This window comes from Nitratireductor sp. StC3 (assembly GCF_003015025.1).
Taxonomy (GTDB): Bacteria; Pseudomonadota; Alphaproteobacteria; order Rhizobiales; family Rhizobiaceae; genus Mangrovimarina; species Mangrovimarina alexandrii.
Genome location: NZ_PYBP01000010.1, coordinates 61331 through 74635, shown reverse-complemented (window position 1 = coordinate 74635; position 13305 = coordinate 61331). Strand labels below are relative to the sequence as shown.

The 13305-nt window shown below is 60.5% G+C and carries 13 protein-coding genes; 10 read left to right on the top strand and 3 right to left on the bottom strand.

Features of this window, described 5'->3' with window-relative positions:
- The first annotated feature begins 311 nt into the window (after positions 1–311).
- The 7 genes from C7T96_RS18665 to C7T96_RS18635 all read left to right on the top strand — a co-directional run bounded on the left by C7T96_RS18665 (position 312) and on the right by C7T96_RS18635 (position 6698).
- Complete coding sequence (locus C7T96_RS18665) at positions 312–1682, top strand: hypothetical protein (RefSeq protein ID WP_146149209.1); 1371 nt, start codon at positions 312–314, stop codon at positions 1680–1682.
- Between the two features lie 227 nt (positions 1683–1909).
- Positions 1910–2377, top strand: a complete 468-nt coding sequence (locus C7T96_RS18660) for a hypothetical protein (RefSeq protein WP_199190513.1) — start codon at positions 1910–1912, stop codon at positions 2375–2377.
- Positions 2374–3645 (top strand): relaxase/mobilization nuclease domain-containing protein, encoded by a 1272-nt coding sequence (locus C7T96_RS18655; RefSeq protein WP_106572768.1) that lies wholly within the window; start codon positions 2374–2376, stop codon positions 3643–3645. Before C7T96_RS18660 ends, C7T96_RS18655 begins: the two co-directional genes overlap by 4 nt.
- A gap of 23 nt (positions 3646–3668) precedes the next feature.
- On the top strand, positions 3669–4166 hold the full coding sequence (locus tag C7T96_RS18650) for a hypothetical protein (protein ID WP_106572767.1): 498 nt from the start codon (positions 3669–3671) through the stop codon (positions 4164–4166).
- On the top strand, positions 4163–4396 hold the full coding sequence (locus tag C7T96_RS18645; RefSeq protein ID WP_106572766.1) for a hypothetical protein: 234 nt from the start codon (positions 4163–4165) through the stop codon (positions 4394–4396). Before C7T96_RS18650 ends, C7T96_RS18645 begins: the two co-directional genes overlap by 4 nt.
- Positions 4393–5871 carry a TraM recognition domain-containing protein gene (locus C7T96_RS18640; RefSeq protein ID WP_245414176.1) on the top strand — a complete coding sequence of 493 codons (1479 nt, stop codon included), beginning with the start codon at positions 4393–4395 and terminating at the stop codon, positions 5869–5871. Before C7T96_RS18645 ends, C7T96_RS18640 begins: the two co-directional genes overlap by 4 nt.
- A 413-nt stretch (positions 5872–6284) precedes the next feature.
- Positions 6285–6698 (top strand): very short patch repair endonuclease, encoded by a 414-nt coding sequence (locus tag C7T96_RS18635; RefSeq protein WP_106572765.1) that lies wholly within the window; start codon positions 6285–6287, stop codon positions 6696–6698.
- Here C7T96_RS18635 and C7T96_RS18630 read toward each other — a convergent pair.
- From C7T96_RS18630 to C7T96_RS18620, 3 genes are read right to left on the bottom strand one after another with little or no spacing between them, the layout of a single operon-like run.
- A complete protein-coding gene (locus tag C7T96_RS18630; protein WP_158264418.1) occupies positions 6695–7615 on the bottom strand; it encodes a NotI family restriction endonuclease in 921 nt (306 codons plus the stop codon). The genes C7T96_RS18635 and C7T96_RS18630 overlap by 4 nt on opposite strands.
- Complete coding sequence (locus C7T96_RS18625; RefSeq protein ID WP_106572763.1) at positions 7605–8762, bottom strand: DNA cytosine methyltransferase; 1158 nt, start codon at positions 8760–8762, stop codon at positions 7605–7607. Before C7T96_RS18625 ends, C7T96_RS18630 begins: the two co-directional genes overlap by 11 nt.
- The gene (locus tag C7T96_RS18620; protein WP_158264417.1) at positions 8762–8968 is read right to left on the bottom strand and encodes a CopG family transcriptional regulator; all 207 of its coding nucleotides are present in this window, start codon (positions 8966–8968) and stop codon (positions 8762–8764) included. Before C7T96_RS18620 ends, C7T96_RS18625 begins: the two co-directional genes overlap by 1 nt.
- 304 nt (positions 8969–9272) lie before the next feature.
- On the opposite strand from C7T96_RS18620, the gene C7T96_RS18615 reads away from it, so the two are divergent.
- The 3 genes from C7T96_RS18615 to C7T96_RS18605 all read left to right on the top strand — a co-directional run bounded on the left by C7T96_RS18615 (position 9273) and on the right by C7T96_RS18605 (position 13213).
- On the top strand, positions 9273–11921 hold the full coding sequence (locus C7T96_RS18615; protein ID WP_245414175.1) for an AAA family ATPase: 2649 nt from the start codon (positions 9273–9275) through the stop codon (positions 11919–11921).
- Positions 11918–12427: a hypothetical protein gene (locus C7T96_RS18610; protein WP_106572761.1), complete on the top strand. Its 510-nt coding sequence runs from the start codon at positions 11918–11920 to the stop codon at positions 12425–12427. Before C7T96_RS18615 ends, C7T96_RS18610 begins: the two co-directional genes overlap by 4 nt.
- 462 nt (positions 12428–12889) lie before the next feature.
- Positions 12890–13213 carry a recombinase family protein gene (locus C7T96_RS18605; RefSeq protein ID WP_158264416.1) on the top strand — a complete coding sequence of 108 codons (324 nt, stop codon included), beginning with the start codon at positions 12890–12892 and terminating at the stop codon, positions 13211–13213.
- The last annotated feature ends 92 nt before the right edge of the window (positions 13214–13305 follow it).

Below are 13305 nucleotides of genomic sequence, written 5' to 3'. Positions count from 1 at the left end.
TACAGAGGCCGGAGTTCTCACACCGATCCGGTATTCGGAAGCTACCTCATTCCATCCGGAGGGGGAGCCTTGCGCCACCAGCCGGCAGGGGGGCATCCTCGAAATCGGGCCGCTCTCCAGAGAGGCGAAGCCTGCGCGATGCTCGGTCTTCAAATCGGCGACAGGGGGGCGCAACACACCGAGGGCATGGAGTACCCTCGGAAATCGAGGCCTCTTGCTTATAGGGGCGAGTCCTTGCACGTTTCGGGAAATGGCCGAGTCCGGCGAAGGATTCACTTCCGGCGCGGATGGCACGCAGACGGACGGGCGAGGTGACCAAAGACGAACTGATCGGCGAGATCGTTGACGAGCTGCTGGCGATCAGCCGCGGCGCGCCTGCGGCCGAGAATTCGCTGTGGAGCATGCCACCGTCGATCGCCCTTGAGGACGGCCGTTCGCTGCTGATCAACGACCGGATCGAACTGCTGTTGACCAGCTACCAGCGGATCCTTGAGCAGAACGACGCTGGCATTGCGCGATCCTATTCCCGGAAGGAATTCGGCAAGGAGGTCGCGAAGGCCTTCGGCGCCGTGCTAGCGTCGATCGACCTGGACGATGATCGCGCCGAGAACATCCGGACGGTGAAGGCGGCTGTCGGCCATTCGCTTGCTGAAACGACAGCTCAATCGCAGCCGGCGCGCGACCTAGTGTTCGGCTGCGATCTTTTCGCGAAGCCCGTGGCCGCGATCGAGATCGGTCCCGTCCGGATCGAGGACCGCAGCGAGTGGCTGGACCGAATGGCGGCGTTGGCGGCCTTCTCTCCCGTCGCCGCGCGGCGGATCGCGCGCCGTTGGTCCGGCCTGCCGATCAGGCGCAGGAAGGGCTCCGTCGACAGCATGTGGGAGCGAACCGCCCTCGATGTCATTGGAGAGTGCAGAACCGTCTGCACCGTCTCGGTTCGATCGATGTCCCCTCGTATGGCCGAGGCGCGAGCATCGACGGCGGCGCGCATGTCGCTCGCGGCAGTCAGCCTGCTGTGGCAGAAACCATCGGACGCGCTTCGCGGGATCGGGCTTGCTTACGATCACGGCCGCAAGCACCATCGCGAAACGATCGTCCTGGTCGACGGCAAGTTCGGGGCCTCAAACCACACGCTGGCGCGGCTCCCGCATGGTCCGATGATCGAAGCGGCGAGATGGAAAGATCACTACGAGCACTACACGTGGTTCTTCGATGTGATCGGCGAGACGTTTTCCGAGTACCTTCACGTTGCCAGCTCGTCACGACCGCGGATGATGAACGCCCTGTTCCTTAGCCTGTGGTGGTTTCAGCAGGCCTGCGTCGAGCATTCTCCCTTGCTGGCCTCCGTCAAGCACGCGGCGGCGATCGAGGCGCTGGCGGGCGGACAGGAGAAGCAGGGGATCGTGGACCTGCTCACCGCGAGGCTATCCTTCGATCGAAAACGGCAGACCTTCAAGGATGGAACGACGCTCGACCAGTTCATCGAGCAGCTTTACGGCGTGGCGCGGAGCCAGACCCTCCATGGAACGAACGTCCGACATGCGGAGGACTGGAGCCAGCTCGCGGCGCGATCAGAGCATATCGCCCGCCTGGCGCTGCGGAGCGTCACGCACTGGCTGTCGAAACATCCGGGGATCGATGATCCCGCCGCCCTGCGGACAGCGGATGGTCCCGCCGAGTAGAGACGACCCGTATCAACATCCCATGACCTGAAATGACCGTACTTCGTGCCTATACGGCCATTTTTCGTCGCCAATGACTGACAGTCGGAAATGCAGAAAGCACAACAGTTTTAATATGATAGAATGGCGCGCCTCGATGGCGCAACTTCGAACGAATTGTTCGAGGTTCTGGCCGACTGGAACACCTACCTTGAGCACCGGGATCCTGGGGATCCGCCGGTGCCGCCATGTCCCTAGGCAAGGCATTCAACGAGACCGGACGGGAAGCAGACAAGGCGGTTCGTGCGAACAAGCCGAAGCGCACGCGTCCCTCGCCATTCAGCATCCGGCTGAGCGAGGCCGAACGCGCCAGCCTTGAGAAGGAAGCGGGCGGGGCGCCGCTCGGGGCCTACATCAAGGCCAAGGCCATCGGGACACCGCCCATCAGACCGCGCGGAAGCGGCTTTCATGTTGTAGATCGAACCGCGTTTGCCAGAGGGCTCGCACTGCTGGGCCGGTCCCGGCTGGCGAATAATCTCAATCAACTGGCCTGGGCGGTAAATACCGGCTCCTTGCCGGTAACACCCGAAACCGAAGCCGAGCTGGTGGGCGCCGTGCAGGACGTCCGGGCGCTGCGCAGCCTGTTCCTGGTCGCGCTCGGCATGAAGCCTGAACGCGACCCATCCTCCTTCGCCAATGCTTCGGAGGACACATGATCCTCCAGGGCTCACAGCGCGGCGGTGGCCGCAATCTTGCGGCGCACCTGCTTCGCACCGACGAAAACGAGCATGTCACGCTGCACGAGATACGCGGCTTCGCCTCGAACGACCTGCGAGAGGCATTCAAGGAAACGGAAGCGATCTCGAAGGGCACGAAGTGCCGCCAGTATCTGTTTTCGCTCTCGCTGAATCCGCCGGAAGGCGAGCGCGTGCCGGTGGACGTGTTCATGAACGCCATCGAGCGGACCGAAAAACGCCTGGGGCTTGAAGGGCAGCCGCGCGCCATCGTCCTGCACGAAAAGGAAGCCCGGCGGCATGCGCATTGCGTGTGGGGGCGCATCGACGCCGAAACCATGACCGCGAAACAGCTCTCTTTCTTCAAGGGCAAGCTGCGCGAAGTCTCCAGGGAACTGTTCCTGGAAAACGGCTGGCAGCTCCCGCGCGGCCTTCAAAACCCCGCCGAACGCAACCCCGTCAATTTCACGCTGGCCGAATGGCAGCAGGCCAAGCGCCAGGGCATGGACCCGCGCTGGATCAAGTCGACGCTCCAGCATTGCTGGACGCATGCGGACGACCGCAAGGCGCTGGCGCGCGGCATGGAGGAACACGGCTTCTTCCTGGCCAGGGGCGACCGGCGCGGCTTCGTCGCCGTCGATCACACGGGCGAGGTCTGGTCCTTGCCCCGCATGCTGGGACTCAAGACCAAGGATGTCCGGGCGCGGCTGGGCGAGGGAACCGGCCTGCCGGGCGTCGATGCGGTGCGTGCGGATATCGGCAAGCGCATGACGCCAGCGATCCGCCGCCACATGGCGGAATCGCGGGCGCAGTTCCGCGCCCGTTCGAACCAGTTGGGTGCGTACAAGGAAGAGATGACGCGCCACCACCGCACGGCGCGCACAGCGCTGGACGAGCGGCAAAAGCGCGAATGGGAAGATTCCACGCGCGAGCGGGCGACGCGTCTCCCGAAGGGACTGCGCGGCCTGTGGCACCGCCTCACGGGCAAATATCAGGAGGCTCGCCGTCTCAACGAGGCCGAAGCGCTGGCACAGCGCGAACGGCAGAAGGACGAGCGGCAGGCACTCATCGAAAAACACCTCGAACAGCGGGCGGTGCTCCAGGCGCAATTCCGCGAGCTGCGCACAAGGCAGGCGGAGCGCCTGCTCGAACTGCGCCGCGATGTGGGTCGCTACCTGAACTTTGCACGCGGCGATCCCGGGCATGCACCGGGCCGCGAGCAATCGCCCGGTCTCGGACTGGAGCGGTAGCCTTTCTGACCAAAGGAGATGGGATGATGTCCTCGAACAACAACAATGGCGATGTCGGCATGGCGGTCGGCCTTGTCGTTGCCGGACTCGCTTGCCTGGCGCTGATGGCGTTTTTTGCGGCGGCGTTCATCGCCTTCGTGATGACCGTCCTTGCCCTCTTCGCCTGGAACCGTCCGCTGCGGATCGGGCGCAAGTTCGTCATCACCCCCGAGGAAGCGCGCGGCTTCGTGAAGCGCGGCCTGGCGGGCATGGGGCTCGTGCCCTTCTTCTTCGTCCTGCTCGACGTGCTGCTCGGCGTAACCATCGAATGGGACTTCCTGCCCTACATGGCCTTGTTCGGCTACGTCGCGGGCTCGCTCGGCATCGAAGTCCTCATGGCCGAAATGGACGATGCGGTCCCGGATCAGGCCTGGCCGCAGGAGCAGCGCCCCGCGCTGCCCGAACCGGAAACCAGGCCGGTGGCCGAGAAACCCGCTCCTTTCCGCTACGCTACCTGGGACGATGAGGAGGAGCAGGCATGAGGACGTTCAGCCGCCTGATGGAGATTTACCAGTTTTTCTGGATGCTCGAATCCCACGCCGAGCAGCGGCTGGCGTGGGAGGATGCCGCGCAGGCGCGGATCGCCCGCGACCGGGCGGAGGCGCAGGCGGCGGCGCAGCTCGCGGCCATGCTGGAGGCCAATCCAAGCGGCTCGCTCGGCCATGCGAAACTGGACGACGAAGAGGCCATCAACCGCTCGGGGCTGCTGTGAGTGCGCTGGCGCCCCTGCCGGAATACAAGAACATCAGGCGCGGCATCGAGATGGGGTTCCGCCAGGGCCATCCGCTTGTCTATGACGGCACCGAGCCGGTGGCTATCGATGCGCAGGCGGGCAAGGGCAAGCTGACCCGCTTTCTCGGGGTCAATCTTGTCTCGCCGCGCACGGCGCACTTCACCAAGATCATACCCGACCCGAAAGACGCCGAACTTGCCTGGCTGTGCTGGAAAACCCTCGAGCGCCAGGGTTACCGGGTGCGCTTCATCAATCCCGGTCGCCTGCACGGCTACCCATCGGAGACTTTCAACTTCAACACGCGCGTGATGGAGATTGCGGCGCGGCCCGAACTCCGGGCCGTGGTCGGCGATGCCGCCTATGACGCGGCAAGCTATCTGGTACCGGTCGACCCGCATGCGGGGCATCGATGGATCGGCCAGGGCGTGCGCTCCATGTTCGCGCTCTACAACAAGATCACCGCGCTCTATCCCTCGGAGCGCTGGCCGTGCACCCCGGGCGGACTTTGGGATTTCTTCGGGCGCGGCGCGAGCGAAATTGCCGAGGACCTGAAAGTCTGGGCAGCGGATTCGCGCCTTCAGGACGAAGCCGGTATGTGCCTCAACATTGCCAGCATGACGCGCTCGACCAACCAGTGGAACGCTTACTCCTCGACCATCATCGAGCGCCTTCAGGGTTTCCAGCCGGGTACTGCGGGCCGCGCGGCCACGGACCATAATTCCTTCGATCCGGCGGACATGAAGACCGGGCGCACGGCACTGTTCATTATCGGATCGGCACGCAGCGAGACCAGCCGGACACTCGTCGGTGCGATGACTGCCGCCGTGATCGAGCGCTTCGCGGACGCGCACGGCCCGCTTCGCGCGCTGGTGATCGGCGAGGAATGGGGTCAGCTTTATGTGTCCAATTTCCTCGAAATCCTGACCTTGTACCGCCAGGGCGGGATCAACTTCCTGGGCGTGTTCCAGGACGCGGCGACGCAGATCGAAACGCGCTACGGCAAGGAGACGGCCCGGGTCTGGAAAAAGGCCGTTGCCCTCACGCTTTATCGCGGCCTGCCGGGCAGCGAGACGCTGCGCGATATCGAGCACCGTTCGGGGCGCACCTCGGTCATGGTGCGCGGGTTCAATGTCAACACCAACCAGGTCAGCGGGTCGGGGGACAATCTCTCCGAGCAGTCGCGGCCCCTGCTCCAGGTGGAGGACATTCGACGCGCGACCGGCGGCGACAGTGCCCTGCTGGATTCGCGCGACTGGGGGTTCTTCACCGTCGACGTGCCCAACTACTGGGAGCGACCCGAACTCTCAGGCTACCTGCGGGACGTGCGCCTGAAGCCCGATAAATATGCCTGGCTTGACCGGACCGCCGCTCCGGCGATGCCGACCGTGCCCGGCGGGGATGACAGCGACATACTTGGCATCCTGCAAAGCCTTAGCGGGGAAGATGACGATTGAATATGATTGGGGTTCAGCCCGCCTGAACCCCTGCCCTTCGGCGAGAATGGGGGTGGCGCGAGCAAGGATCGGCGCGGCGGGCGCACAAGCCGCAGGCGCGGAGCCTCGGGAGACCGCGCCCTTGCCCGTGCCGGGGGCGAAGCCCCAAACTTGAGAAACAACGCGGCCGCAGGAGCGTCAGCATAGCGCCGCCGCTGGCGGGACACGGCACCGACGACCGCCGGCGAGGGGTACCGCTTTTGCGTCAGGGATCGTCACCGGATGGCCAAGACCCGCGGGGGCTTGGCGAGCGCAGCGAGTAGAGCCCAGCCCGGCGTGAGCCGGGAGACGCCACGGCGTGAATAATAGCAACCGGCTCTATGCTTCACCAGCCTAGATTTGCCGCGGCTTCCTTCGCAAACTAGCTTGATCGGATGGACAGACTTACCAAGGAACGTCGAAGCTGGCTGATGTCGCGGGTCAGGGGCAAGGATACTGCGCCGGAGATGATTGTACGGCGCCTACTCCACGGACTCGGCTATCGCTACCGGCTTCACTGCCGGGACCTTCCGGGCAAACCGGACATCGTTTTTCGATCAAGGAAGAAGGTCATATTTGTGCACGGCTGCTTTTGGCATCAGCACGGCGACCCCAATTGCAAGAAGGCCCATACGCCGCGATCGAACACCGACTATTGGGGGCCGAAGCTTGCTCGCAACGTGGCGCGCGATATGAAGGTCAGATGCCAGTTGAAAGCGGCTGGCTGGGATGTGCTGGTGTTGTGGGAGTGTGAAAGTGGGAACCCGGAGCCTTTGGTAGAACGGCTCACGGATTTTCTGAGTCCTTAGTCCGCTTCTGGCGGAACAGGTCCCTCTTCCTCGTGGTATTCCATCAAAGGGAATGCTCCAGCGTTGATCAGATCGCTCAAGTTCAAAGAACGGACAAGCGATTTCTTGATCTGTGTCGTGAACATATCTCTTTTTGGCGCTTCCTTGTAGAGGATCGCGTTCTGCAGATTCGAGTGACTCGTGCCTTCAACAGTAACGAGTTGCGGTCGGTATTCGCCGGGCCGCGATGGGTCGTTTTCGAGCCGGTACGTCATGAAGATAATGTTAACCTGGGTTTCTTTGACGTCGGAGGACCGCATGAAGTCGGCGCGCCCGACGATATAACGGTACACCTGCTCCGGGATCACCGCGACGATTTTCGATTTCCAGTGATGATGGAAATAGCCCTTGCGGATCAGCTGCGTGATGTATCGCTTGTAGACATTGTCCCAGTTGAACCCATAGGTAGGCCGCTCGTCGAGGTCTTCGCCCGCACGAAGGGCCTCATAGGCTTTGAACGCAGAGCCTGTGATGTCGATCGCCTGCAATTCGACTGACAGGAATTGTCCGATTTCGCCATCGTCTTGTACATCGGCAATAACGAAGTCGACGTTGCCAAATCCGGTCATCTTCACTTCAGGAGCGACCTGAGGCGATTTTGGCTTTTCGCCAGGCCAGCAATGCTCGACGACTTCTTTGAGAAAGTCGACGGCGTAAAATCGCTTCGGGCAAACAAAAATCAAGTCTTCTTCAGGCTTACCCTCGCCACGGCGCCACAACGTGCAAACTGGGTAAGGTTCGTCAGGAAGTTGCGTGCTGCGCTTGGGGCAGCGTGAATGAATAAACGGGCACTCGAAACCGCTCTCTTCCGGATTTATCCCTTTTTGCGCTTTCCGACCGAGGACTTCTCCGATGATGGTTTCGGGATCAAACGGCAATCGGCAGATCCTCACCCATATTTTCGCAGCCACTTCGTTTCATCTTCGAGGCCGCGATCAGGCTCTCGGCGACCTTTTTGCCGAGTAGCGGAGGCACGGCATTGCCGACTTGAACATACTGCTCGGTGCGGCTTCCCTGAAATTTGAAGAAGTCAGGGAAGGATTGCAGGCGTGCCGCCTCGCGAACGCTGAACGAGCGGTTTTGAGTCGGGTGGATGTACGCTCCCCAATGCACGTCGCATTTTGTCAGGATCGTGCAGGCAAGGTCCGTCTTACGCGGACGGCCATATCTCTTCGTGTGATCGCTGCGTTTTGCCCGGCGCATTCCGGCCGGAAGCAAATCGAGCGGGATATCACGCCATGAGCCGCCCGGCGGTATGTGCGTCATTCGCTTTTCGTTGATTTGCGCGAGACGCGGTGCCGAGTGGTTCGTCACCTGCATGCAATCTCCGCGCAGAAGAGCCTGATAGCTGTTTTGCGGCGATTTCGCGTACTTGGCCAGGTCGCTGCCAGCACCGTTCCGGAGAACGGGCAGATCAGAAATTGCGTCCCAAACCGTGACGAACGGCTCAAGCCCTTCGCCATGAGTCGGCTCCGGGAACAAGATTGGACAGTCGGTCCTCGTCGCAATAAAGAAGACCCGGCGGCGCTCCTGTGGGACGCCATACTCTTCGGCCTTGAGCACCTTCATCTCGACGCGATAGCCGAGCTGGTTCATGCCTTGCGTAATCTCACGGACAATTCCGCCATCCGCGATTGATGTGATCCCCGTGACGTTTTCCATGACGATCCAGCGGGGGTATATGCCTTCAACTATCCGGAGGTATTCGCGAAATAGCCCGGCGCGAGGATCGTCGACGCCGCGCTGGTGATTGTAGACGGAGTAACCTTGGCAGGGTGGACCTCCGACAATGACATCAGCTTCCCCGCGCTTCATGCCTGCCGCCTTGAGAAGCTGTTGCGGTGTAACGTTCTGAATGGGACCACCGATGAAGGTCGCTTCGTGATGGGTCGCGGCAAAAGTGGCGCCAGCCTGCTCGTCAAAATCTTGTCCTGCGAGCACATGAAAACCTGCCTGCCTGAACCCCTCCGACAAGCCACCAGCACCGCAGAAAAGATCGATCGCTGTGAGAACTTTTCTCGCCATTAATGCCTGCCCTTCTTGCCCGCCTGGCCGGCCAGCGGCAGCGGCATTTGTGGCTCATCGTTTTGGTTCTGCGCCTGCTCTAGCAGTGCGCTGATGGCATGACGTCCCAGCCAAGCCTTAGATACCTTCGATCGCTCCGCCAGCCGATCGAGGGCGGCGTATTCCTTATCCGACAAATTGACCGTCAAGCGGTTCTTTGAAGCCATGCGACTCACCTTGCTGTAAAGTGCAGCACTGTGCATAGGATGCATGGGATTCTGGCGGCACGTCAATAACAATTTGTTACCGTTTTGTTCTTTTTTCAAGACATAAGATTGAATTGTGCTGACATGCGCGGATACGCAAGGGCCAATGTAGTCTCCCTGTAACCCAAGCCGACCCCGAAGACAGACATGTTTTAGAGTTTGAACCAGCAGCAATCGCTTGTATTATACGCCGGAAGCTAAGTATTTCTATTTGTGAACGGCGCATATTAATTGAACAATAGCGTTCACGGCGAGGCACCCGAGAATGACCGATGCGGCGATCCAAGCCCAGGAGCGGATTGAACAAACGAGCAGCGAGGCAGACGCCCTTGCCGACATTCTCACATGGTCGACAGGTTGCCCGAAATGGCAACGCGATGCCCTTCGCCGTTTCTGCACAAAGGGCGAGTTGGACGAAGCTGATCTCAAAGAACTGACAGAGCTCTGCAAGAACGGCGGAGTCGGTGCCGTACCTCTTGCGCGCGAGCATATTCCGGACCCGCAGTCGGCGGCCTTCGCCATAACCTTACGGGCCATTCGCGAAGTCGAAAACGTCAATGCTCTGAAGGCGGGCGAGCGTCTGACGTTTGATAAGTCCGGGCTTACAGTTGTCTATGGCGATAATGGTTCCGGGAAATCCGGTTATGCCCGCATCCTGAAGAAAGTCTGCCGCGCCCGAACGCCCCCAAAAGGCGACCGCATTTTGCCGAACATCTATACTGCAAAGCCAGGAACGTCGAAGGCCGTCATCGACTTCTCGGCGAACGGTCAAAACAAGAGCGAGACATGGGCCGGGGAGAGCGCGGCGGACCCGCTGTTGTCTGCGGTTAGCGTCTTCGACAGCCGCACTGCTAACATCCATGTAAATGAAGTCAATGATGTTGCCTATACGCCGTTTCCAATGCGTGTTCTGGAGCAGCTTGCCGAGGCCTGTAAGGAGATCAAGAAGCGGGTAAGCGCCGAGATTATGGGGCTGGAAGAACAAACGCCGGAAGCGATCAAGCTACCCAACACTCATGGAGGAACCACGACAGCCAAACTGATTGCTGAACTGAACGGCGGCACCAATGAACAGGACATTCGGAATCTCGCAGCGCTGAATGACAAAGAAAAGGCGCGCCTTGAAACGCTAAAGGCTGACCTGGGTAACGACCCGACTAAGGCGGCGCGAAAGAATGAGGCGCAACGTGAAAAGCTTGTTGCTGCCCGAGAAGCGTTCGCTCGGCTTAGTGATGCCACCACTGACGAACGGGTTGCTCGCCTGCGCAGGCTCCATTCGGCATATGAGTCCGCTCGCCGCGCGGCGGAAGCCGCCGCGAGCGATCTATTTGCGGACGAGCCGCTGCCGGATGCCGGGTCGGATGTGTGGCGTGCATTGTGGGAAGCTGCACGCGATTATTCGACGCAGAAGGCATATCCCGATCTCGCTTTCCCAATGACTTCGGAAGGCGCGCGTTGTGTTCTTTGCCAGCAGGAGCTGGACGCCGAAGCCGCGGGCCGGATGGTTCGGTTCGAGAAATTCGTAAAGGACGAAACCAAACGCAAAGAGGAGCTAGCTCTGGAAGCGTTCAATGAGGCCGTGGATGTAATGGATGGCGGGAACATCGGTGCGTCCGAAGTTGCCGCGATATCGGTCTTCGTTCGAGACGAATTGAATGATGGGGAATTGGCTGGGATCATACGGCGCTCGCTAGTGACCGCAAAATGGCGGCTGCGCGCTGCCCTGCGTGGCGATGCCGTCGATGAATCCGCCGTGATACCAGCTATTTCGGCATGGCCAAACGAGGCGATCGCCGCACACGAGGCAGCGTTGTCGGAACGGATTTCGGCGTTGCGGGCGGAAGACGAATCCGACGAGCGCGCGAAATTGAGGGATGAGTTGTATGAGCTATCGGATCGCGAATGGCTTGCCGTGGTACTGGACGACGTGCTCGCAGAGATTGGCCGCCGCAAGAAAATCGCTGTTCTGCATGATCGCGCAAAGGACACGTCGACCAACAAGATCACTACGATGAGCGGAGAGATCGCGGAGCAGCTTGTAACCAATACGTTGCGTGCCGAGTTCGCACGCGAGGTAGACAAGCTTGGTGTTGCCGGCCTTGCCATTGAACTCCGCAAGGAGAAATCGAGCTACGGCGTACCGCACTTTCGAGTGAGCCTAATGCGAAAGCCTGCTGCGAAAGTGGGCGAAGTGCTGAGCGAAGGTGAGCACCGGTGCGTTGCACTCGCCGCGTTCATGGCAGAACTCGCAACAACCGAGAGCCGTTCGGGCATCGTTTTCGACGACCCAGTTTCCTCCCTCGACCACATGCATCGCGAGGCTGTCGCCAAACGGCTAGCCGCTGAAGGCGAGCACCGGCAGATTATTGTGCTTACGCATGACATCGCGTTCCTGTTCCTGCTCGATCAAGAGTGCCGGGAAAAGAGGACGCACATCGCGTTTCGTTCGGTCACCCGTACTGACGACCACGCAGGATTTGTCCAGCTTGATCCGCCTGCCCGAGCCCAGCCAATCGAAAAGGTCATCGAGGGGATGCAAAAGCAACTTGATAATCAGAAGGCTCTTTACATCAGTGGTGACCATGACGGCTGGGAGAGCGCCGTCGATGCGCTCCAAAAACGCCTGCGCTCAACATGGGAGCGCGCCGTCGAAGAAGCTGTCGGACCTGTGCTGAAGCGCCTTTCCAACAAGGTCGAAACCAAAGGGTTGGCCAAGCTCACGATGCTGACGATGGAAGACTGTGTCGCGATGCGCAAGGCCTATGGGCGGTGCTCAGTGCTGCTGCATAGTTCGGCGGATGCCCTCAATTCGCCGCTGCCCAAACCAGAGGCGGTCCAGCATGAAATCACGGCACTCAAGGAATGGGTCGAGAAGATAAAGGCCGCGCAGTCAAAGATTGAGTACCTGCAATGAATACAGTCGAATGGCTAAACGACCATGCTCCGGGCTTTGCCGACCTCACGATAAACGAGCGTGAGGCGATCACGCACTTTGCGCTGCTTTGGAGCCTGTTCGAATCCGATGCATTGAACTCGAGCGGCAGCGCCAAAGCGATTGTCAATCTCGCAGCATATTGGGTCACGCAAGGCGCCCCAGCCAAAGACACCTTCGCGGAGAGCGTCGCCTATTTTCGGAACAGGTATGTGAAAGACGGGGCGTTCACTGATCACTTCGACCACCTGCATTTCCGCAATGGTGACAGGCAGGAGCTTGTAGAAAGGGTCCTGAAGGGCGAGAGCGACGATCCGTCAGAAGCCGCGGCGGCGGTGCTGATTGTCGTGTACCGCTACCGCAACAATTATCTGCACGGCATGAAGTGGGCCTATCGGATGAAGGATCAGCTCGAAAACTTCACTCATGCAAATACCGCGCTGATAAAGGCGCTTGAACTGCATCACCGGTTTGGAAGCGCGCCGTGAACTCGCTCATCAGCCAATAGCGGCATCCAATCGGCGGACGGTTGGTCAGGATTGCACAAGGGCAGGAACGCCCTTTGCTCGATGGGTGGCCGGAGGGAGAGCGAAGTCTCCCTTGGGTCATGGGGGCGCCGGGGGAGCTCGAAGGCTCTCCTGGCTGGTGATCAATCGGCCAGACGATTGTGCATGGTCCGGTGCAGGTGGAGAGGCACGTCTCCAGGTCCTGCGAGTGATCAACCGGCGATACGGTTGACTGGCGCATCAAGGCTCAATGCCGAGGATTGCGCCACAGGCCGGGAGGGATGCAACGGGAGGCGCGCAGCGGGCCTCCCTTGCCAAGGTTGCGAGGTACTACCCTCGCACACCTTGCGGTCTGCGCTATCCGTGAAAACTGCCTACCGTTCGGTGCCCTGAACTATCGGCCAAAGCCGAGGTCGTTGAGATCGGTTTTCAGCGATGGCGTGTGTGTGGTTTCCGCAGCTGCGGCGAAATCTGCCTGGAGATCACGCGACGCCGCATGGCAAGCTGACCTTCACGCTGATGAGCGCGGTGGCCGAATTCGAGCGCGACGTTCTGATCCAGCGCACCAAGGAAGGCATCGCCGCCGCGCGGGCTCGTGGCAAACGCATCGGGCGTCCGCCCAAACTCAGCAAACGCCAGTTATCGGAAGCAAGACGCCTGATCGATCTTGGCGCCTCGACCCGCGCCGAACTGGCCGAACAATATGGCGTTGCCGAATGGACGCTCAGCCGGGCCATGCGTCGTGAGGCAATGCGAACAGAGGTTTGAATTACATAAGAACGTCGCGGCAACAAATTTTACAAGAAAACCCCATTTTGTTATCCTAGTCGCTAAATTTATTGTTCAACACCTTGCCTTCT

Excerpts from the sequence above, each read along its gene's own strand:
- C7T96_RS18655 (WP_106572768.1), top strand. The coding sequence starts at position 2,374 with ATGATCCTCCAGGGCTCACAGCGCGGCGGTGGCCGCAATCTTGCGGCG.
- C7T96_RS18635 (WP_106572765.1), top strand. The coding sequence starts at position 6,285 with ATGGACAGACTTACCAAGGAACGTCGAAGCTGGCTGATGTCGCGGGTC.
- C7T96_RS18660 (WP_199190513.1), top strand. The coding sequence starts at position 1,910 with ATGTCCCTAGGCAAGGCATTCAACGAGACCGGACGGGAAGCAGACAAG.
- C7T96_RS18650 (WP_106572767.1), top strand. The coding sequence starts at position 3,669 with ATGATGTCCTCGAACAACAACAATGGCGATGTCGGCATGGCGGTCGGC.
- C7T96_RS18615 (WP_245414175.1), top strand. The coding sequence starts at position 9,273 with ATGACCGATGCGGCGATCCAAGCCCAGGAGCGGATTGAACAAACGAGC.
- C7T96_RS18645 (WP_106572766.1), top strand. The coding sequence starts at position 4,163 with ATGAGGACGTTCAGCCGCCTGATGGAGATTTACCAGTTTTTCTGGATG.
- C7T96_RS18620 (WP_158264417.1), bottom strand. The coding sequence starts at position 8,968 with ATGGCTTCAAAGAACCGCTTGACGGTCAATTTGTCGGATAAGGAATAC.
- C7T96_RS18610 (WP_106572761.1), top strand. The coding sequence starts at position 11,918 with ATGAATACAGTCGAATGGCTAAACGACCATGCTCCGGGCTTTGCCGAC.
- C7T96_RS18625 (WP_106572763.1), bottom strand. The coding sequence starts at position 8,762 with ATGGCGAGAAAAGTTCTCACAGCGATCGATCTTTTCTGCGGTGCTGGT.